General features: G+C 61.1%; 16 protein-coding genes and 1 tRNA gene. 14 read left to right on the top strand and 3 right to left on the bottom strand.

Going from position 1 to position 21592, the window contains the following annotated elements:
- Nucleotides 1–35 precede the first annotated feature (35 nt).
- From ASE94_RS14560 to ASE94_RS14570, 3 genes are all read left to right on the top strand, one after another.
- Entirely contained in the window at nt 36–1610 is a 1575-nt protein-coding gene (locus tag ASE94_RS14560; protein ID WP_062631001.1) for an MDR family MFS transporter, read from the top strand.
- Between the two features lie 270 nt (nt 1611–1880).
- A complete protein-coding gene (locus tag ASE94_RS14565; protein WP_156352163.1) occupies nt 1881–2498 on the top strand; it encodes a hypothetical protein in 618 nt (205 codons plus the stop codon).
- 322 nt (nt 2499–2820) lie between these two features.
- Nucleotides 2821–4914: a molybdopterin-dependent oxidoreductase gene (locus tag ASE94_RS14570; RefSeq protein ID WP_062631003.1), complete on the top strand. Its 2094-nt coding sequence runs from the start codon at nt 2821–2823 to the stop codon at nt 4912–4914.
- A 469-nt stretch (nt 4915–5383) separates the two neighbouring features.
- Here ASE94_RS14570 and ASE94_RS14575 read toward each other — a convergent pair whose 3' ends face one another.
- Entirely contained in the window at nt 5384–6154 is a 771-nt protein-coding gene (locus tag ASE94_RS14575; RefSeq protein WP_061907131.1) for a sulfite exporter TauE/SafE family protein, read from the bottom strand.
- Nucleotides 6155–6435: 281 nt separating this feature from the next.
- Here ASE94_RS14575 and ASE94_RS14580 point away from each other — a divergent pair, with 281 nt between their 5' ends.
- Both ASE94_RS14580 and ASE94_RS14585 read left to right on the top strand, forming a co-directional pair.
- Nucleotides 6436–6876 (top strand): glyoxalase superfamily protein, encoded by a 441-nt coding sequence (locus ASE94_RS14580; RefSeq protein ID WP_062631004.1) that lies wholly within the window; start codon nt 6436–6438, stop codon nt 6874–6876.
- Between the two features lie 107 nt (nt 6877–6983).
- Nucleotides 6984–7688, top strand: coding sequence for a glutathione S-transferase N-terminal domain-containing protein (locus ASE94_RS14585; protein WP_062631005.1), 705 nt, complete (start codon nt 6984–6986; stop codon nt 7686–7688).
- A 52-nt stretch (nt 7689–7740) separates the two neighbouring features.
- Here the strand turns inward: ASE94_RS14585 and ASE94_RS14590 are convergent, their stop codons facing one another.
- A complete protein-coding gene (locus ASE94_RS14590; protein ID WP_062631006.1) occupies nt 7741–8274 on the bottom strand; it encodes a DUF2147 domain-containing protein in 534 nt (177 codons plus the stop codon).
- Nucleotides 8275–8437: 163 nt separating this feature from the next.
- Between ASE94_RS14590 and ASE94_RS14595 the strand changes: the two genes are divergently transcribed.
- The 3 genes from ASE94_RS14595 to ASE94_RS14605 all read left to right on the top strand — a co-directional run bounded on the left by ASE94_RS14595 (nt 8438) and on the right by ASE94_RS14605 (nt 12142).
- A tRNA-Ser gene (locus ASE94_RS14595) sits at nt 8438–8527 on the top strand.
- A gap of 214 nt (nt 8528–8741) precedes the next feature.
- Entirely contained in the window at nt 8742–9815 is a 1074-nt protein-coding gene (locus ASE94_RS14600) for a FecR family protein (protein WP_162236101.1), read from the top strand.
- A 32-nt stretch (nt 9816–9847) separates the two neighbouring features.
- Nucleotides 9848–12142, top strand: coding sequence for an EAL domain-containing protein (locus tag ASE94_RS14605; protein WP_062631008.1), 2295 nt, complete (start codon nt 9848–9850; stop codon nt 12140–12142).
- Nucleotides 12143–12216: 74 nt separating this feature from the next.
- Here ASE94_RS14605 and ASE94_RS14610 read toward each other — a convergent pair whose 3' ends face one another.
- The gene (locus tag ASE94_RS14610) at nt 12217–14541 is read right to left on the bottom strand and encodes a glucose/quinate/shikimate family membrane-bound PQQ-dependent dehydrogenase (protein WP_062631009.1); all 2325 of its coding nucleotides are present in this window, start codon (nt 14539–14541) and stop codon (nt 12217–12219) included.
- A gap of 236 nt (nt 14542–14777) precedes the next feature.
- Between ASE94_RS14610 and ASE94_RS14615 the strand changes: the two genes are divergently transcribed.
- The 6 genes from ASE94_RS14615 (at nt 14778) to ASE94_RS14640 (ending at nt 21590) form a co-directional block, all read left to right on the top strand.
- Nucleotides 14778–15038 (top strand): hypothetical protein, encoded by a 261-nt coding sequence (locus ASE94_RS14615; RefSeq protein WP_062631010.1) that lies wholly within the window; start codon nt 14778–14780, stop codon nt 15036–15038.
- Between the two features lie 99 nt (nt 15039–15137).
- The gene (locus ASE94_RS14620; RefSeq protein WP_062631011.1) at nt 15138–16118 is read left to right on the top strand and encodes an SDR family oxidoreductase; all 981 of its coding nucleotides are present in this window, start codon (nt 15138–15140) and stop codon (nt 16116–16118) included.
- 135 nt (nt 16119–16253) lie between these two features.
- On the top strand, nt 16254–16619 hold the full coding sequence (locus ASE94_RS14625; protein ID WP_062631012.1) for a YciI family protein: 366 nt from the start codon (nt 16254–16256) through the stop codon (nt 16617–16619).
- A gap of 233 nt (nt 16620–16852) precedes the next feature.
- Nucleotides 16853–19540 carry a DUF4344 domain-containing metallopeptidase gene (locus ASE94_RS14630; protein ID WP_062631013.1) on the top strand — a complete coding sequence of 896 codons (2688 nt, stop codon included), beginning with the start codon at nt 16853–16855 and terminating at the stop codon, nt 19538–19540.
- 180 nt (nt 19541–19720) lie between these two features.
- The gene (locus ASE94_RS14635; RefSeq protein WP_062631014.1) at nt 19721–20101 is read left to right on the top strand and encodes a response regulator; all 381 of its coding nucleotides are present in this window, start codon (nt 19721–19723) and stop codon (nt 20099–20101) included.
- A 103-nt stretch (nt 20102–20204) separates the two neighbouring features.
- On the top strand, nt 20205–21590 hold the full coding sequence (locus ASE94_RS14640) for a M20/M25/M40 family metallo-hydrolase (protein WP_062631015.1): 1386 nt from the start codon (nt 20205–20207) through the stop codon (nt 21588–21590).
- Nucleotides 21591–21592: the final 2 nt, after the last annotated feature.

Raw genomic sequence — 21592 nt, forward strand, 5'->3', positions numbered from 1 at the left:
CAATCCCGGCCCCGCTTGTTTTAAGGATTGCCTCAATGCCGGACCCCATTCAACTGGACGATGCGATGCAGGACCCATCGACCAAGCTGGTCATCGGGGCCGTCGCCGTCACCCTTCTCCTCGCCTCGCTTGGCCAGACCATCGTCTCGACCGCTTTGCCCTCCATTGTTGGCCAGCTCGGTGGCCTCGATCACCTCACCTGGGTGGTCATCGCCTATCTCCTGAGCTCGACCGTGGTTGCCCCCATCTACGGCAAGTTGGGCGATCTCTTCGGCCGCAAGATCGTGTTGCAAGCCGCCATCGTCATCTTCCTCGGCGGCGCCGTGCTCTCGGCCATGGCGACCTCCATGACCTTCCTGATTGCTGCCCGCGCCATTCAGGGTCTCGGCGGCGGTGGCCTCATGGTCGTCGCCATGACTGTCGTGGCGGACATCATTCCCCCGCGTCAGCGCGGCAAGGTCCAGGGCCTTTTCGGCGCCGTCTTCGGCGTCGCCACGGTCGTCGGCCCGCTGCTCGGCGGCTTTATCGTCGAACACCTCTCCTGGCAGTGGATTTTCCTCATCAACTTGCCGGTCGGGGTACTTGCGCTCGCCGTCATCGCCGTGGCTCTCAAGCCCCGCGCCGAACGCGTCAAGCATTCGATCGACTATGCCGGCTTCGTCCTGCTCTCGGGCGGCCTGACTGCATTCGTGCTTGCCACCTCGCTCGGCGGTAACACCTTCGGCTGGTTCTCGCTCCAGATCATCGGCCTCGTCGTCGGCGCTCTGGTCTTCCTCGGCGCCTTTGTCTGGGTTGAAAGCCGGGCCGCCGAACCGGTCCTGCCGCTCGATCTTTTCCGCAACAATACCTTCGCGGTGACGAGCGCCGTCGGCTTCCTCGTCGGCATGGCCATGTTCGGCTCGATCACCTTCCTGCCCATGTATCTCCAGCTCGCCAAGGGCGTCTCGCCGACCGATTCCGCCCTGCAGCTCGTGCCCATGATGATCGGCCTCATCGGCGCCTCGACGGCCTCGGGCTTCATCATGACCCGCACGGGCCGCTATAAGATGCTGCCGCTGGCCTCGACTTTCGTTCTGGTGATCGGCCTCCTTGCCCTCGCCAATATGCAGCTCGATACGCCCTCGGTGCAGATCGCGGCCTATATGTTCCTCGTCGGCGCCGGCATTGGCCCCGTCAACAACGTCAGCGTTACGGCAACCCAGAACGCGGTTTCCCGCGACATCGTCGGTGCCGCCACAGCGGGTGTCACACTCTTCCGGCAGATCGGCGGTTCGATCGGTGTGTCGGTCTTCGGCGCCATCTTCTCGAGCGGCCTTGCCGCGCGCCTCGGCGATGTCATGCCCGAAGGTAGCGGCACAAGCTTCAGCGCCAGCGCCGTTGCGGCCCTCCCGCCGGAAGTTCGTGAGCGTGTGCTCGAAGCCTTCGCCAGCGCGCTGCATCCGGTGTTCTACACCGCTGCGGGTGCCGCCATCCTCGCCTTCGCGCTCGCTTGGCTCCTCGAAGAACGGCCTCTCGCCAACACACTTCGTCAGGCGCCCGCCGCCGAAATCGAAGCGGAGGAAGCCGCAACCGCCGCCATGGTGGGCGCCCCGGCTCTGGCTGCCCGCTAAACGGCGGAAATTGGTCCGCGAGGCCAATAAGTGCAGATATCTGAAAGACTTAGGACGGCATGCGGATGCAACTCTGCATGCCGTTGAATCACTGCTGGAGCCGCTTCTTCAAATAGACGAGGTGGCGCTTTAGCAACACTCGCTACCGGCCATTGCAGCGCGGCCGCTCCTTGCGGATTTGTGAATGGTCAAATCACTTTATCCCTGTACTCTTCACGATATCACTCGCCGAAATAGCGTCGCCGGCCCCGGACATCTGGAGAAACAAGCGTGCCCTTGCGTTGGCAGGAAGTGGCTTTGCCACTGTTCGTGATTACCGTGCTCATTGCTCTGAAATACCTGCCGCTCACAGCGCATCTACCGCTGTCGCGCGCCGCTGGTGTTGTGGCCTTCGGCTATGCTGCGTTTCTCGCGCTCCGTCTGGTGCAGCCTGAAGATGGCATTACCATTGAGGGCGGCTGGGCCGAACTCCGTCCCTCGCTCGTCGAGTACTTTGCCTGCTACGGCGCCGCCGCGCTCGCCGCCGTTCTGCTTTTCGCCGTGATCTTCATGAGCAGCGCTGCCGACACGACCCAGCTCATCGCCACCTATATCGCCGTCCTTCTCCTCGGTGCAGGCGCCGCCGGCATCGGCATGGTTGGCCTCTTTACCAACACCCGCTGGGACAACCGTCAGGTCACCCATCGTACCGCCATGGGTCGCGAAACCAGCCTCGACTGGTCCGAGGTCCATTCGGTCCGCCCCAACTGGCGCGGCATCACCATCACCGGCACCACTGGCCGCATCACCTTCTCCCAGTTCCATGGCGGCGCCTCCCAGCTCGCCAAGCACGCCGCGACCCGGGCCATGCGCAACGCCGAAACCGCCACCAAGGCTTTCGCTGCCTGAGCCATCAACGGTTCCCGCCGCCTGCTAGCGGACTGATCAATCTGGACCGTTGAAGTGTGAGGACATTTTGTCCTCCTCTCCTTCTATACCACCCACCGCGCTTTCCCTCGGGCTTGACCCGAGGGCCTGTGCTAGAGCCACAAGCGCCTAGGCGTGGGCGAGTGACCCTCGGGTCAGGCCCGAGGGAAGCCAGGTGGGTTGGCCAGATGCGTGCCAAGTACCTAGCCAAGAGATGCTAGGTGGGGGCGCCATCACGCTCACAAATCACACCCATAACCACAATGCGATTGTCGAGGCGCGCGGCCTCTAATACCTTGGCGTCATGAACGCCCAGATCCCCCCGCGCACCATCCGCTCCGTTTGCCCGCATGACTGCCCGTCGGTCTGCGCCCTCGATGTCGATATCCTCGCCGATGGCACGGTCGGCCGCGTCCGCGGCGCCAAGGACGATCCCTACACGGCCGGCGTCATCTGCGAAAAAGTCGCCCGCTATGCCGAGCGCATCCATCATCCCGAGCGCCTGACCCACCCCATGCGCCGCACCGGTCCCAAGGGGGCAGGGCAGTGGCAGCGCATTTCCTGGGATGAAGCGCTGGACGAAATCGCCGCCCGCTTCCTAGACATCGAAGCGCAGCACGGCCCAGAAGCCATCTGGCCCTATTTTTATGCCGGCACCATGGGCCATGTGCATCGCGATGGCATCGAGCGCCTCCGCGCCGTCCGCGGCTATTCGCATCAATACGACACCATCTGCACCGGCCTCGCCTGGCCCGGCTATATTGCCGGCACCGGCCTTCTCGGCGGGGTAAATCCCGAGCAGATGGCTGAGAGCGACTGCGTCGTCATCTGGGGCACCAATGCGGTGCATACCCAGGTCAACGTCATGACCCACGCCATGCGCGCCCGCAAAACCCGCGCGGCAAAAATCGTGGTCGTCGATATCTATCGCAATGCCACCATGGAACAGGCCGATCTCGGCATCGTCCTTCGCCCCGGCACCGATGGCGCCCTCGCTGTCGCGACGATGCACGTCCTCTTGCGCGATGGCCTCGCCGACCGCGCTTATATGGCCGAGTTCACCGATTTCTCGCCCGAATTCGAAGCCCATCTCGCGACCCGCACGCCCGAATGGGCCGCCGAGATCACCGGCCTCACCGTCGCCGAAATCGAGGAATTTGCCCACCTCATCGGCAAAACGCCAAAAACCTTCTTCCGACTTGGCTATGGCTTCTCCCGCCAGACCAATGGCGCCACGGCCATGCACGCGGCGCTGTCGCTCCCCGCCATGCTCGGCTCTTGGCAGCATCGCGGCGGCGGCGCGTTCCATTCCAATTCCGGCACCTGGAATCTCGACAAATCGCGCCTTGAAGGCACGCACCTGCAAAAGGGCACGCCCCGCGTCCTCGACATGTCCGAGATTGGCCCGATCCTCACGGGCAATGCCGCCGCGCTCCAGAATGGTGCGCCGGTCCATGCCATTATCGTCCAAAACACCAATCCCGCCTGCGTCGCTCCCGATCAGGCTTTGGTGCGCCAGGGTCTGATGCGCGACGATCTCTTCCTCGTCGTCCACGAGCAGTTCATGACCGAAACGGCGGAACTGGCCGATATCGTCCTGCCCGCCACCATGTTCCTCGAACACAACGATTATTACACCCGCGGCGGCCACACTCGCATTCTCTACGGCCCCGCAGTCGTCGAGGCGCCCGGCGAGGCGCGTTCCAACCACGAGGTCATCAACGCCCTGGCTCTCCGCCTCGGCAATACCGACCCGACCTTCACAACCACCGATCGCGAAGTCGTCGCGGATACCTTTGCCCGCTCAGGTCTGCCGACGCTCGAAGAAGTCGAAAAAACCGGTTTCATCGACAAGGAGCGCCCCGACGACGTCGCTCGCTTTGCCAAGGGCTTTGGCTGGGCCGATGGCCGCTATCGGTTCAAGCCCGATTGGGATGAAGTCGCGCGCCGGAAAGGTTATCGCTGGGTCTGCGATCCATCGATCATGCCCCGCTTCGCCGATCATTGGGACATTACCGAAAAGACCGATGCCGAGCATCCGTTCAAGCTCGCGACTAGCCCGGCCCGTGCCTTCCTCAATTCGTCCTTCAACCAGACCGCCGGCAGCCTCAAGCGCGAGGGTGAACCCTCCGTCTTCATCCATCCTGAAGACGCCGCCCGCCTGACGATATCCGATGGAGACGCCGTCACCCTCGGCAATCAGCGCGGCGAAGTTCACCTGACAGCCCGCATCTTCCCGGGCCTCCCCACCGGCACCCTCATCGCCGAAGGCCTCCACCGCAATAAGGCCCATCGCGGCGGGCAGGGTATCAACATGCTCACCTCCGCCCAACCCGCCCCTCCATTTGGCGGCGTACCGTTCCACGACGCAGCGGTGTGGATTAGGAAGTCCGACTAGCGCCATTGGGCCAGATGTTTGGTACCATCTTACTGAGCCACCTGCTGTCACCCCGGCGAATGCCGGGGCCCATCGCCGGACATGGGTGAGCCCAGATAAATTGATAGCGCCCAGCCAACTCAGGATGGCCCCCGGCCTCCGCCGGGGTTACATCGCGCGTCTGGCAGTACCAGCACCAATCTTATGCCCCTTATCCCCGGCCCCAAAACCTCCGCTATCCTCTGCCCATCCATCCCCGCACGGACGGTCTGCAGACGACAGGAGCGGGGAGGGCCTTCGTCGGGTTTCGTCTCCCAGACGCGTTCGGGACTGGCCGCCTCGCGACGAGCGATCAAAGAGGCGCTGTGAGACCTGTCCGAAAAAAGGCGCTCCCGAGGCTTACACGCCTCACTTTTTTCACACACTCTAGGGGCGTGAGAGCCTCGGGAGCCCGTCCACGCATATCCGGAGGCTCACCGCCGTCCGGCGCTCACCCCTGCCCATAAGCCCGCCAGAAAAAATACCCTGTCATCGCGATCCCATAAACGATGACCCCAACACGGATCCACTGCGTCGGAATATGCTGCGCCAGTCGCGCCGCGACATAGCCGCCGATCGTTACCCCAACAAGCGCGATCGAGCCGTGATACCAGTCGATCGTGCCGTTGAAGACAAACCGCACCACTGCCACCAGCGCGATGGTCGAGGAGATGAAGAGCTTCAGCCCGTTCATCGCATGCATGTCGCTCATCCCTGCCAGCGCCAGGAATGCCAGGAGCAGAATGCCGAGCCCAGCATTGAAGAACCCGCCATAGACCGACACCCCGGCGAGCAGCACGAGGATCAGCACCGCCCCCAGCGCCTTCATCCCCGACCGTCTGCCACCGCGCGAGCGTAGCGCCCCGTTGATCCGATTGCCGAAAATGAACAGCGCGACCGCAAAAGCCATCAGCCAGGGCACGACCAGCGAAAACTGCGCGTCCGAAACCACCAGCAGCAGTTCCGCGCCGACAAAGCCAAACACGGCCGCGATGATCCCATAGATCAGCAACCGGTCCTTATAGGGCGCCACCGACTTCCAATAGCCTGCCGCGCCGCTGACATAGCCGGGCAGGGCGGCATATGTGTTCGACGCATTGGCGAGAACTGGCGGCACGCCTGCAACCAGCAGAGCCGGAAAAACGATGAACGAGCCCCCGCCAGCCAGCGAATTGACGGCGCCACCCAAAAGGCCGGCGATGAAAAGCAGAAGTTCGGTCATGACAATTCCGCGAAGGGGAAACACCTGTTCCTAGACCGAACGCCGACATTCGCCCAACGCAATTGTCTGATCCGCTCTATCACGGCTAGTGATCCGCGCGTCTTGACTTCCGCATCGCCAAGGCGCATTGACGCATCCGGTTGCTGGCGCCCGCCGCTCGCGGACACATGTCCATGGTGAAGCCCAGCCTGAGAAGACCTGACGACCCTTCGGTTCCTCCGAGGCGCATCATGGCAAAGCGAGCCCCCATGGACCAGTCGCCTCCTCAAGGAGATGACCCGATGGCTTTTTCCCTCGATACCCCATCCGCCCAAACCCTCAAATCCGAAGCCAAGAACCTGCGCGAAGAGCGTGCTCGGGCCAATCAGCCGATCACGCATGGCGCCGCGCTCGAAGAGATCGCCCGCACCCATGGCTTCCGTGATTGGAACACCGCCCGCGCCAGCCTGCCCGATCGCGTCGCCGTCCCCTTCCAGGTCGGCATGCGCGTCAAGGGCTATTATCTCGAGCAGCCGTTCCGTGGCCTCCTCATCGGCCTCCAACTCTCGAGCGACATGCAGCACCACAAGGTGACCATCCAGTTCGATGAACCAGTCAACGTCACGCCGCACTTCATGTTCGCCGCCACCCGGCAGCGTGTCACGGCCACGGTCGATATCCACGGCGTCTCGCCAGCCCTTCGCGGCAGTGGTGCGCCCCAAATGCGCCTGATGCGAGAATAGTATTCTGTGGCGGCCCGGTGCGGCGGGTGATCCTCTCCCCGCCGCCCATTGCTCACCATCGTAAAACACCGATATACCTATCGCATCCAGAAACAGGACGGTGCCTTATGACCACCCAGACCAAGCCGATCGAAGCATTCTCCCTGCCCACGCCGAACGGGCAGAAGGTCCACATCATGCTCGAAGAGCTGGGCGTGCCGTGGAACTATCACCGCATCGATATCGGCAAGGGTGAGCAGTTCACGCCCGAATTCCTGGCCATCTCGCCCAACAACAAGATCCCCGCCATCATCGATCCCGAAGGCCCGGGCGGCGAACCGATCTCGATCTTTGAATCCGGCGCGATCCTGAAATATCTCGGCCTGAAATTCGGCCAGTTCTACCCGACCGACACTCGCGCTCAGGTCAAGGTCGACGAGTGGCTCTTTTGGCAGGTCGGAGGCTTTGGCCCGATGCTCGGCCAGAACAATCACTTCTCGGTCTATGCCCCCGAAAAAATCCCCTACGCCATCAAGCGCTATAGCGACGAGACCCACCGTCTCTTCGGCGTCCTCAACAAGCAGCTCGAAGGCCAGGATTATATCGCCGGTGATTATTCCATCGCCGATATCGCTTCCATCGGCTGGGCCCAGTCGTGGGAGCGCTATGGAATTACGCGCGACGAATTCCCCAATGCGCTCGCCTGGATCGACCGCGTCGGTGGTCGTCCTGCTGTCCAGAGCGGCCTCAACTGGGGCAAGGACGTCCAGGGCAAAAGCCTCGCTGATGACAAGGAAGCGCAAAAGATCCTCTTCAACCAGCGCGCCCGCTGAACACTCGGGAAGGCCATCGGCCTTCCCAACTCCCCAGTTGTGATGAGGCGCCTTACTGCGCTTCCGCCGCCGCCCGCGCATCGAGCTCCCCCTGCGGCACCCGCACCCAATCCTCGCCCCGGCAGATCACGTTATAAAGCACGCAGCCATTGAGGCGCAGCGCATCGGGCCCGAGCAGTTCGACATAACCCGAATAGGTCTTTCCATCCTGCGGATTATAGACCTCGCCATCGAACACTGTCGGCCGCTCGCCCGGTCGCAGTGTCAGCATATGGAGGCCCAGCATCGGCCGATTGCGCAGGGCAGGGTCCTCATTGCGCTTGTCGAAAAACTGCTCCGGGCTCATCTTCGCCGCAGCTTCCGCTTCCTCGGCACTCAAGATATCCTCGGGCACCACTATCTTGCTAAGATAGCCGCAAAATCCGAGCTCACAGGGCGCAATGGTGATCTCTGATTGCGGCTCGGCCCGCCAAACACCCTCAATTGGCGACAAAGGTATTTCCTGCGACACGGCCGCTCCGACCGACAGCCCGGTGAGAATCGCACTCAGCCGAAGAATGGCCGTGACCCGTCCACGCATCATCATGCGCCATCCCACCTTCTCGATTCGATTATGAGGTCAAAGCTAGACCCCGCCGCGCTTCTCGCCAATCGCCATGGACAGAAACCCTGCCATCCCAGCCTTTCGCCGGCACCGGTCCAAAAACCGCTTGCCATCCCCCCCGCCGCTCGCTAGACCCAACCCCGCCGGAGAGGTGGCCGAGTGGTCGAAGGCACACCCCTGCTAAGGGTGCAGATCGGGAACGGTCTCGAGGGTTCGAATCCCTTCCTCTCCGCCACTTTCCCTCATTTGCCAAATTGCCTAGCAGCGCATGCAGCTCGTCGACGCCCTGTTTGGCGAAAGCTTTGGTTCACCAGTTCGATAGCTGTGATCTGTGGGTTTAACCTAAGTAACTCCACGATGTTCAGCATGTGAGAGAGTGCCTGATCTGGAGGCCTCTAATGTTTCGCATGCTTGTTGCAGCTCTGCTGTTTTCGCTTTCGTCTGCCGCCATGGCAGCTGCCTGGACCGCCGACCGGGTAAGAGGCGAGGTTTTGGTCGAGGCAGATGGCAGTTGGCAGCCGGTGACGAGGGGCCTCGAGATCGGTGATGGCTCAAGTCTCAAGACCGGCGCCAATGCGCGTGTGGACTTCAGCCGGGGCAACGATCATTTTTCGCTTGGGTCCAACACCGTCGTCCAAATCAGAGACGCCGGCCCCGATCTGATGACCTCCGTCATCCAGGCCGCAGGCGTCGTCTCTGTGGATGTTGAGCGGCGCAACGTGCAGCACTTTTCGGTACAAACGCCCTTTCTCGCCGCCGTCGTCAAAGGCACCAAATTCACCGTCACCTCCGATGGTAGCGGATCTTTTGTCGATGTCGATCGAGGGGTCGTCCAGGTGCAGGACAGCTCAAATGATCTCGTGGCCGACGTCAGGCCGGGACAGGAAGCTGCGGTCACCGCCGAAGCTCCGCTTCAGGTCGAAGGCATGGGTGCGGCCGCGATCTACACCTCGGACGGCGTCCTCGTCAGCAGCAGCGGAAACAGGGAAACAAAACCGGCCACTGATGCCTCGGCAGATGGAAGCGGCCAGCCTCCTGTTACCAAGCAATCCGGCGAAAATGGCAATAACGGCCGCGGCAATGGGCCTGGAACCGGCAATGACGGCAATGGCAATGGCAATGGTAAGGGAAATAACGGCGGCGACGGGTCGGGAAATTCGGGGAAAGGCAATGGCGGGGGTAACGGCAATGGCAACAACGGCAACGGAAATGGCGAGGGCGGCAATAACGGCAATAACGGCAACGGAAATGGTAACAACGGGAACAATGGAAACGGGAATGGCAACGGCAACAAAGGCAGCGACGACGGCGTAAACAACGGTACCAGCAACGGGAACAACGGAAATAACGGCAACGGAAACGGCAACAACGGAAATAACGGCAACGGAAGCCAGGAAAATAGCGGCAAGGGCGACAACAACGGCAAAAGCGGCGAGGGGGGCGGCAATGGCAATAACGGTAACAATGGCAACGGAAACGGGAACGGCAACGGAAACGGCAATGGCAATGGCAAGAACAATTAGTCCGCTGCGTTCAGCCGACTAAAGGAGCGGCCATGCCGAAGGCGGTGCGTATCGTCGTTACGATCTGCCTGTTGTCGTTTCTTGCAGCGACGGCAACCCTTGGCATTTGGGCGCCCGCCGACGCCAAATTGTGGGATATCCGATTTGCTGCCGCCGATCGTGCACCGAGCGGAGACATTGTCTTCGTCGATATCGATGCCGCAAGTCTTGCTGAAATCGGCACCTGGCCGTGGCCGCGGTCGCTGCACGCTGGGTTGCTCGATCGCTTGCTGGCCATGGGTGCCTATGAGATAGCGTTCGATATCGACTTCAGCACCCGCTCCAACCCGTCGGAAGACGCGGTCTTCGCGAAAAGCCTCGAAGCGGCCGGCGGATACGCTTATCTCGCCGCATTTCGCCAACGGGCCGCATCCGGCGATGAAATTTGGAGCCGCCCCCTTCCGGAGTTCGCAGCCCACGCGGAAGAAGCCCTCGTCAATATCGACGGGCTTAAAGCGGGCCTGATCTGGTCGCTACCGGGCAAGGATGCCGATACCGGCATTAAATCCATCCCTGTCCAGTTCAGCCCTGGCCAACCGATCCCGCCGACCCTGCGCATGGATTACGCCATTGATCTTGGTCAGATCGTGCGCGTGCCCGCCGTCTCCGTGCTCGATGGAACAGTTGATCCCGCACTTCTCGAAAATAAGCAGGTTGTTGTTGGGGCAAGTGCCATAGAGCTGCATGACCTGATCATGGTGCCGCGTTTCGGCGTTGTCCCGGGTGCAATTGTCCAGATTGCTGCGGCCGAAACACTCAAGCTCAACCGCGCTCTCACTGAGGTCGGTACATGGCCGGCTTTGATATGGGGCGCGCTTTTCCTCCTCGGAAGCGCACTTCTTCCAAGGCGCCGCTTGGGCCTCGCAATCGCTGTCGCTTTGACCGCGATGATGGTCTTTGAAGCCGCCGCCTTCGTTGCTTATGCGCTAGCAGCGCTCCAATTCGACACCGTTGGTTTCCATGCGCTGGCTGCCGGAGCACTCGTGGTTCAACTTGTCGAGGACCGCATCCTCCGCCGCCGCCAATTGCGCGAACAGCATAAGAGGCTGGTCTTCCTCGCAACACATGATGATGACACCGGAGCCTTGTCGGAGCGCGCCTGGTGCGATGCACTTGATGCGAGTAACGAATCTGAGACCGCCGGTGCTCTTCTCCTCCGCGTTGAACAGGCCGAGAGCGCCGGCGCCAGCCTTGGTTTTCATGTTGCCGATCAAGTGATCCGGCAGTTTCATGACCGCCTCTCTTTGTCTGTCGGAGGTCCGGTCGCCCGCATCGAAAGTCAGGTCTTCGCCATTGGTCTAGACGCTGGCTTGAGCGACACTGCCCTCCAGAGGCTGATCGAAAAACTGGAACTGCCCTACGATGTCGAAGGGCATCGGATCGAGCTGAAATTGCTTTGGGGACGGAGCGCTCCGGGCGCCGGAAAATCCTCTGAGGTCCTGTTGCAGGAAGCTCGGACGGCTCTCGCCATGGCGCGTCGAACGCGTCTCACCGGATGTGTCTACGCGCCCGATTTCGAAGCGCAGTTCGAACGACGCCGTCAAATCGATATTGCGCTGCGCACCGCGGTGGAGAAGGGCGAACTGAGTTTAGTTTTCCAGCGGCAGGTCGATGGCAGAACGAGGCAGACCCTTGGTGTCGAGGCGCTCCTGCGCTGGCACTCGGCGGCGCTGGGCCCAGTTTCGCCAGCCGAATTCATTCCTCTCGCTGAGGAAAACGGTACCATCATCCAGCTCGGCAACTGGGTGGCTCACGAAGCGTGCCGACGTGCGATCGAGAGCGGCTGGATGGGCCGGCTATCGATCAATGTGGCGCCGGTGCAGTTCGCTGGGTCCGATGTTTTCGTCATGATTCAATCGGCGTTGCAGCGAAGTGGATTTCCTGCAGATCGCCTGGATGTGGAGATTACGGAAAGCCTTGTCGCCGATGGTCATTTGTCCATCGTCGAGACACTGCAGCATCTTCGCGAATTGGGCGTGTCCATCGCGATCGACGATTTCGGCACCGGTCACTCGTCGCTCAGTTATCTCGCGACGCTGCCGGTGGACAAGCTCAAGATCGACCAATCCTTCGCCCGTCAAATGGCGACGCCCAAAGGTGGCCAGGTGATCAAATCGATCGCGTCCCTAGGCGCTTCGCTTGGCCTCCAAACGATCGTTGAGGGCGTGGAAACAGAGGAGGAGCTGGCCCTCCTCGCAGCGATCGACTGCGATATTGTGCAAGGCTTTCTCTTCGGCAAGCCTGGCGATTTACCCACAGACCTTGAGTGCGGCTCGGAAGCCGCCTGACCCCTACGGCCGGTACTCGCCATCACGTACGTCTGCATTGGCGGGCAACGCAGACGTCCCCTTTTGAGCCCGCCCTAGGGCAGCATATAGGCCAGAACATAGTCGCCGGCTTTCGTGCCAATCGACCCGTGCCCGCCGGCCACGATCACCACATATTGCTTCCCATCGACGGTATAAGTCATCGGGGTCGATTGGCCGCCGGCGGGCAAACGGGCTTCCCACAGTTGCTGACCAGTCGTCAGATCATAAGCGCGGAAGAAGTCGTCGACCGCTGCTCCAAGGAACGCTACGCCGCCCTTGGTGATGATCGGACCGCCGATCCCGGGGACGCCCACCTTGAATGGCAAGGGCAGGGGCGTCATGTCGCGCACTGTTCCGTTGCGATGCTTATAGGCGATTTCGCCGGTCCGCAGATCGGCACCGGCCACAAAGCCCCAGCCTGGAGCCTGGCATGGAACGCCAAGTGGGCTGAGGAACGGGCCCATGAAGACACCATAGGGCGCGCCCTCATTGCGGTTCAGGCCTTGCTCGCTCGCCTTTTCGTCCTCGCCCTTGGGCGGGATTTCGTCAGCGGGCACGAGGCGCGAGGCGAAGGCCAGATAGGTCGGCATCCCGAACATCACTTGCCGTTCCGGATCGACCGCAACCGAACCCCAATTGAACGTCCCGAAATTGCCCGGATAGACGATCGTGCCCTTGAGCGATGGCGGCGTGTAACGGCCCTCGTAGCGATGCTGATGCAGCGAGATGCGGCACATCAGCTGATCGAACATGGTGATGCCCCACATGTCCTTCTCCTGCAGCGATGCAGGCTTGAAGCTGAGGGCAGATGTGGGTTGGGTCGGCGAGGCGAAATCGCCCTCGATCGTTCCCTGCGGCGCTGGCTCCTCGGTGATCGGCAGGATCGGCGTGCCGGTCTGCCGGTTCAGCACATAAATATCGCCCTGCTTCGTTGGTCCCACGAGCGCCGGCACGGTCTGGCCATCGGCTCCTGTCAGGTCGAGCAGTACCGGCTGCGCCGGCACGTCCATGTCCCAGAGATCGTGGTGCACAAACTGCTGTACCCAGCGATCTTGGCCCGTCGCGACATCGAGAGCCACGATCGACGACGAGTATTTCTCGACGCTTTCGCTGCGCCCGATGCCAATCTGATCGGGCACCTGGTTGCCAAGCGGCACATAGACGAGACCCAGGGCAGGATCGACCGAGAACACCGACCAGCTATTGGGCGAGTTCGTCGTATAGGTCTCGCCACCTGCAATATCGATCGGCGCCGTCTGCGTCGGATTGCCCGAGTCCCAATTCCAGATCAGCGCGCCCGTGAGCGCATCGAAGGCACGGATGACGCCCGATTGCGACTGGGTCGAATAGTTGTCGTTGACGGCGCCGCCGATGATCAGCTTCCCGTCGACAGCAACCGGCGGAGACGTGGAATAGTAATATCCAGCCGGCGAATACTTCATGCCAGCTTCGAGTCGTAGCGTGCCGCCGTCTGCAAATGTCGTACACACCTGCCCATTGGCCGCATCGAGCGCAATCAATCGCGCATCGGCGGTCGGCAGGTAGACGCGTGCCGCACAGGCAGCGTCAGGAGCCGCTGCAGGGTCGGCCCAATAGGTCACCCCGCGGCATGTCTGGTGCTGCCGGTCCGGATTAAGCCCGGAATTCGCATCGAACCGCCACTTCTCCGTGCCCGTCTGAGCATCAAGCGCGATCGCAAGATTATGCGGCGTGCAGATATAGAGCGTGTCGCCGATCTTGATCGGGGTGACCTGATAGGTGGTCTCGCCCACATCTTGCGGCAGCTTCACGTCACCCGTCTGATAGGTCCATGCTGGCACGAGACTCGCGACATTTTGGGTCGTGATCTGGTCGAGCGGCGAATAGCGCTGGCCATAATTGGTGCGCCCATATTGCTGCCAATCGCCGTCTTCGAAATCGCCGCCGAGATTGGGATTGGCGGCCACCTGTTCGGTGTTGAGTGTACCCGAGATATCCTGCGGATCCTGCGTCATCGAATAAACAGCGACGACAACGGCGAGCACATTGCTCACCGCAAGGATCAGTGAAGCACCGCGCCGTCCGCCCTCGAGCCGCTTCCCTATCCAGGGCATCCACAGCCAGATGCCGAGCACCACGATGATGCCGCCTCGCGCGCCCAACTGCCACCAGTCGAACCCGACTTCCCAGATCGCCCAGATGATCGACCCCACGAGGATGGCCGAATAGACCCAAAGCGCCTCGGCCTTGCGGCGGGAGAGGAGATATCCAGTGATCAGAAAGCCGATGCCGGTGATCAGATAATACCAACTGCCGCCAAGGACGACGAGCCATCCGCCCAGTCCCCCCAGCGCTAACCCCATAAGGGCAAGAAGGAGGGCCGTGAGGAAGATGAGCATAGTGGTGTCTCCGGAATACATCCGCGCGCCAGCGAATGACTTCGCCGTTATCTCGGGCAGAACCTTCCCGCAACGTGCGGCAATGGTCAAGGTTGCGCGCGAAATCAGACCTCTGACCTATCTGCCAATTCCCCCGCTCAGCGCATGGCAAAGTTGAGCATGAGGGTGGGGAACTCCGTCGCAGCAAGCGCCGTTTGCTGGCCAAGATACGCCACGCAAATACATGGAGCGCCCAAATGCCACGGTTTTTTTTCAATCATCTCACGCCCGACGACAAGAACGAGATTGATATCGAGGGCCTTAAACTTAACTCCCTCAATGAAGCTATTGAAGAAGCTGCGTTTGCAGCCAAGGGCGCTGTCGCTCTCGCCGATGAACCGGTGCGCGGTGAATTCGTCATCGAAGACGAAGGCCGTGTCCTTCTTGCGCGCGTCCCCTACGCGGCAGAAGGCGAGCCAGTCGCCGATGAAACCAATGCGGCTTCTGACGTCAAATAACCAAACGACAAAGCATCGCTGTCCGAGATCTGCCTCCAACGCCTTGCGCTCGCGCTCTCAAGCGCGTCCAATGGCTTGAGGGGCAATTGAGGAGTTGAAATGTCTTTGCGCGTGTTGTTCGTCGGTGGAACCGGCCAGATTTCCTACCCTTGTGTAGAACGTGCCGTGGCCCAGGGCCATCAGGTAACGGTGTTCAATCGCGGTAAACGCGTCGACACCTTGCCCGCCGGCGTGACCTCGGTCCAAGGCGATTTCAATGGCACGGAATATGCCGATCTCGCCAAACAAAACTTCGACGTCGTTGCCCAGTTCATCGCCTTCACGCCCGACCAGGTGCAGCGGGACATCGACACCTTCCGCGGCCATTGCGGCCAATATATCTTCATCTCCTCGGCCTCGGTCTACGAAAAGCCCGCTCGGCACTATGTTATCACCGAGGAGACACCCGCTATCAATCCATACTGGCGCTACAGCCAGGACAAGATCGCTTGCGAAAATCTGCTCAAAGGCGCTGAGGGTCTAAACTGGACCATTGTCCGTCCCAGCCACACCGTTCGCACTGGCTTGCCCATCATGATCGGCGACGCCGATGTGATGGCGCGGCGTATGCTCGATGGCGAACCGACGATCGTCGCCGGCGACGGCCATACGCCATGGACCTTGACCCGCTCGTCCGATTTCGCCGTCCCATTCGTCGGCCTCTTTGGCAAAGCGGCGAGCCTTGGCGAGATCTTCCACATCACCAATGATCGCGCCCACATCTGGGACGATATCCAGATGGCTATCGGCCGAGCCCTTGGGGTAGAGGCCAAAATCGTCCATGTGCCGACCGATACGCTCGTCCGCTACATTCCTGATTGGGTTGGTCCGCTGACCGGGGATAAGGCCTGGAGCGCGATCTTCGACAATTCCAAGGTCAAGAAAGTCGCCGGTGACTTCACCTGCGCCCCCGATCTCGAGACTATTCTCGAAGAACCAATCCGCCACCTCAAGCAGCGTCTCGCGACCAAGCGCCCGGACCGTGGTGATTTCGATGCGCTCGTCGACCGCATCTGCCGCGAACAATCGGCGCTCGGCTGATCGAAAAAGCCGCGGCAGACCAAGCGCCCCCGCAAAATTCTCCAGAAAAGTGACGCCGCCTTGTCGAATCTGCCGCTGCCCGCTCGTCGTGTCGCTGTAAGGTTCGGTTCGAGCCGCGTTACTCGGAGACATCACATGCGCTATTTCATGAGCATCATTCCCCCTGCCGACCTCAAGCCGGAGGACGTGCCGCAGCAGCTCATGGACGCCATGGGCCCCTGGATGGAAAAGTGCCTCGCCGATGGCTCCCTGGTTTCGACTGCTGGCCTCAAGCCGCAGGCTGAAGGCGTCCGGCTATCGGGCGAGAACGGCACGGGCACACCGACCGACGGTCCCTATGCCGAAGCCAAGGAAGTCCTTGGTGGTTATGCCGTTCTCGAAGCGGCGGACTTGAAAGCGGCTTCGGTTCTTGCTGGTGAGTTCCTGCAACTTCACATCGACAATGGCGTGCCGAAAATCGTCCTTGAGCTGCGCGAAATCGTCGGCGGCGTGAACTACTAAATCTGCGGCTCCGCTTTACCGGAACCTCGCTACATTCAGGCGCCACTCCGCAAAGGGTGGCGCCTTTTTAGCGTGGATTTTGTGCAACGATATCAACTTAGGTTGACCTTATTTTTGCGCCGCGCACAAAAAATCTTGCGATCGACCCAAGGATTTGATGGGGAAGGGCGTCCTAGAAGGAGCGGCGGTGGGCATGGGGGCCTGCCATTGCCATCGTAAGGTTCAGACAGTTCATGAAAAAATCTGGTTTTGTCGTTTCGCTTTGCGTCTCCACCATAGCCCTTTTGCAGCCTGCCTTGGGCCAATCCGTGCTTGGTGCGCTCGATGGTGTGGTCGACCAGCAATTGCTGCAGGGGTGGCAGGGCGGCGAGCAGGATGGCTGGTTTGTGCTGCGCAATGACAGCCTCGAGGGCGCCGAACAGACGCTGACCATCCCGGCCGGACCCCCAAGCCAAAACGGACGCCACGTATCGGTCAACGTTACGCTTAAGTCCGATCAGCCAAAGGCGGCAATCGGTATTGTTGCCAACAACAGCGCCCAGAACGGCACCTGCATTGCCGAGGTCACCGCTGCTGCCGAAGCCAATTTGTTCTGCGTAATCAACGAAAAATTCGAGTCCATCGCCACGCTCCCCAAGGCGGCTAAACTGGATGGCAGCGACGTCATTGAGATGATCGAAGTGCCGGGGCGCGCGACATTCCTCGTCAATGGCGAAGTGCTCGGCGAAATTTCTGCGACGGAGGCGCTAGGGGCCGATCTGGGCGTCATGGCCTATGAACGCGGCACGTTCGGGCTGGCCGATTTTACCATCAGTGACTTGCCCGCGACCAACACCAATGCTGCGCCCCAGCAGCAGGGCTCCGGTCTGCCGCCGCGCGGTGGCGCGACCACAAACACCGAAGTTGATACCTCTGCAGAAGCCCCCGGCGCCGAGACGTCCGACGTTGCCACCCGCATGGCGGCGATCATGGGCCCGCTGACCGATTCCATCATGGACGCGGACAAGCTCGAAGGCTGGGATCTATTTTTTGAGGATGATTGGATCGTCCTCGTCAATCAGACCGCCGCCTCCACTGAAAACTTCTTCACCATGCCTATGGGCGGACCGGTGCAGTCGGGCGAACGCATCACCCGCGTCAATGTCGGCGTAAGGCCACCGGAAGGCCAAACAGCGCAAGATTTCAAGCTGTCCGCTGCAGGTCTTGTCGTCGAGAATGGCGATGACTCCTGCCTTGGCGAGATTACGCTCGGCGGAGATGGCCTGGTCCTCTGCTTTGGTGCAGATGGCAAATCGCAGGAAATGGGTCGCCTGACCGGCGCTGCCAAGCTCGATGGCAGCGATCTCCTCGAATGGGTTGAGCAGCCCGGAATTGCTGCATTTTTCCTCAATGGCGAAGCCATCGCCACGCTTGAAGATCATCCTGTGCTCGGCGGCGATGTCGGCGTGCTCGCCTATGAGCGCGGCGATTTCTATTTCCGCGATTTCGCCGTCTCGGTCACCGGCGCACCTGCTGGTGCTCCCGCCGGCGGCAAAAGCAAAGGCTCGACGCCGGCAGCGGCCGACGACGCTGCCGCTGGAAATGGTACTGCAAGCGAAGAAATCCCCTTCATCAACAGCCATGAATCGCGCCTCATCGGCGCCTATCTTGGGGTCACCAACGGCATCTTCATGCACGAGTTCGGCCATGCGCTGATTGGTGAGCTGCAGGTCCCCTCGACCGGCCCCGAGGAAGACGCCGTCGATATTTTCTCGGCGCTGCGCGTCGTCGAGCCGACCATGTATCCGTCGGGCGATGAAGGCATCGATCTCATCGGCCGTGAGGTCGCGCTCTATTCCGTTTTGCCTTGGTATTACGGCGGCATGATCAATGCCGAGAGCGGTCAGGATCTTCCTTGGCAGGATGAGCATACCGGCGATCTCCGCCGCTTCCGCAATACATTCTGCGTCATCTATGGCGGCAATCCCGGTCTCTATGGCGATATCGCCGAGCAGGTAGGGCTCGAAGAGCGCACGCTTTATCGCTGCGAAGAGGAGTTCAACCGCCAGAACCGTGCTTGGCGCACCATCCTTGCGCCTCACACCCGCCTCGGTGAATGGCATCCAGATGGCCAGCTCGCCGCCGATGCACCAGGGGCGGCGATCACCGTCAACTTTGAAGAGCCGACCACGCCGATCAGCAAGTTTCTCGTCGAGACCTTTGGCGATACCCTCCGTGGTTTCGCCGTCGATATGGGCAAGACCTATGCCCTGCCGCGCGACATTGCGGTCAATTATCGCAATTGCGACGAGCTGAACGCATGGTACAGCCCCGACGAGGGCACTATCACCATGTGCTACGACCTGATCGAGCACCTCGTGGTGATGATCGCCGATGTCGAACTCGGCGACACAGGCGCCGAGCCGCCCGCGGAAACGCCGCAGGCATCGAGCGCGGCAATGGACGATGCGGACATGGCCGTCGCGCCCGGCACGCTGAACGAGCTGGCCGATTATGGTGTCCCGGCCACCAATGTTCTGTTCCCTGCGCCTTATCGCGGTCCCACGCCTGCCGCCCATACTCGGGCTGAAACGCTGACCACCAAGGCTGTTGTCGACCTCGTGACCGCCAATGACAATTGGCTTCTGGTCGATACGAGCGGTGGCGCCGAAACCTTGCCCGGCGCTTTCGCAGTCGCTGATGCGGGGCGCGATGGCAGCCTGACCGACAGTTTCCAAAAGCTCGTCGAGGACTGGCTGACCGAAGAAACCAGCGGCGACAAATCCGTGCCGGTGATTTTCTTTGGATCCGGCATGCAGGATCGCTCGGCCTACAACGCCGCCTTGCGTGCCGGCAATCTCGGCTGGAAAGCCTATTGGTATCGCGGTGGCATCGAAGCCTGGAAAGCCAATGATCTCCCAATGGCTGAGCAGACGGAGTAGGGCGCCAACATTGTGGCTTGCTTGGACCCCCAAAATTAGTCTGCACCAAGCCTCAGGGTCTGCTCCAGGTCTGTTGACTTCACAGCGTCCCTGAGGATCGTTTGCGGCATACCCGCGTTCAAATGTCATGCCTGCCGGCGAACGTCACTTCGCCAGCCAAGACGAATACGGAGATGACCGATGTCTCGCTTGCCAATCCTTCTTGTCGAAGACGAGTTTCTCGTCCGCATGGCGCTCATCGATCAATTGGAAGAGGCTGGATATGAGGTGCTTGAGGCGGCGACCGCAGTCGATGCCTGGGCAGCGCTCGAAACGCGGCCGGATATCGCGCTCATTTTCACCGATATTCATATGCCGGGAGACACCGACGGTCTGGCCTTCGCCAAAGACGTCCGCGATCGCCTGCCTGATATCGGGATACTCATCACCTCCGGCAAACAGCCGCTGCAACAAGCCGATCTACCGGCCGGCGGTCTATTTCTGAGCAAGCCCTATCAGTACGAGGATGTCGAACGGGCTCTCGCAACGCTTCTCGAAAAGCATGCGGAGAGCGTGACCTAGCAATCCGCTATCAGTACTCGACACTGGCAAAGGTCATCAACCTTACCTTTTGCACCAAGATGCCGCAGTGTCGGTGGGTGCTCCAAGGTTGATTCCCTTTTCTATGACCGATCTCGATACCGTACTCGCCAAAGCCGAAAGCCAGTTCGACCAAAGCCTCGAACGGCTCTTTGGGTTCATCCGCATTCCATCGGTTTCGACCGAGCCCCAATATGCCGGCGATTGCCGACGCGCTGCAGAATGGCTCCGCGATGAGCTGGCAAGCCTCGATTTCGACGCCAGCGTCCGCGACACGGCAGGCCACCCAATGGTCGTCGGCCACGGCCCCAAGGTCGCCGGTCCCCACGTGCTCTTTTATGGCCACTACGACGTCCAGCCGGTCGATCCGCTGGTCCTCTGGAACACACCGCCATTCGAGCCCACCCTCGTCCCCCAGCCCGATGGCGAAACCTTCATCACCGGCCGCGGCGCCTCGGACGACAAAGGCCAGTTGCTGACCTTCATCGAAGCCTGTCGCGCTTGGAAGACCGTCACCGGCAGTCTGCCGATCCAGGTTTCGATGCTCTTCGAAGGCGAGGAAGAGGCCGGTTCGCCCTCCCTCGGGCCCTTCCTCGAAGCCAATGCAGAAGACCTCAAGGCTGACACGATCCTTGTTTGCGACACCGATATGTGGGACCGCGAAACCCCCGCCATCACCACCATGTGGCGCGGCTTCGTCTCCGAAGAGTTCGAGGTCACGACCGCCGATCGCGATCTTCATTCCGGCATGTTCGGCAGCGCCGCCCGAAACGCCGTCCAGCTCCTCGGCACCATCATCGGCGCCCTCCGCAACGAAGACGGCAGCGTCGCCATCCCCGGTTTTTATGATGGCGCGATGGAACTCCCCGCCGCCAACAAAGCCGAATGGGAACGCCTACCCTTCGACGCCGAAAAATTCCTCGGCGATATCGGCCTCTCCATTCCCGCTGGCGAAGCTGGTCGCTCCGTTCTCGAACAGGTCTGGGCCCGCCCGACCGCCGAAGTCCACGGCGTCTGGGGCGGCTATTCCGGCGACGGTTTCAAAACCGTCATCCCCGCCAAAGCCGGCGCCAAAATTTCCTTCCGCCTCGTCGCCGGGCAGGACCCCCACCGTATCCGCGAGCTTTTCCGCACCTTCGTTCGCGCCATGATCCCGGCCGATTGCAGCGTCACCTTCAAGGCTTATGGCACCGCCGCGGCCCAATCCATGCCGCTCGATAGCAAATTGCTGACCAAAGCCAAGGACGCTCTCACCGAGGAGTGGCAGCGCGAAACCGCACTCGCCGGCACCGGCGGCTCCATTCCGATCCTCGGCGAATTCAAGGTTCGTTTGGGCATGGACAGCCTCCTCATCGGCTTTGCCCGCTTCGACAATCGCATCCACAGTCCCAACGAGAAATACGACCTGTCGAGCTTTCACAAAGGCATCCGCTCCTGGGTGCGCATCCTTCACGCATTTTCTGAGGCCTGACC

Origin of the sequence: Devosia sp. Leaf64, from assembly GCF_001421945.1 — a bacterium.
Lineage (GTDB): Bacteria > Pseudomonadota > Alphaproteobacteria > Rhizobiales > Devosiaceae > Devosia.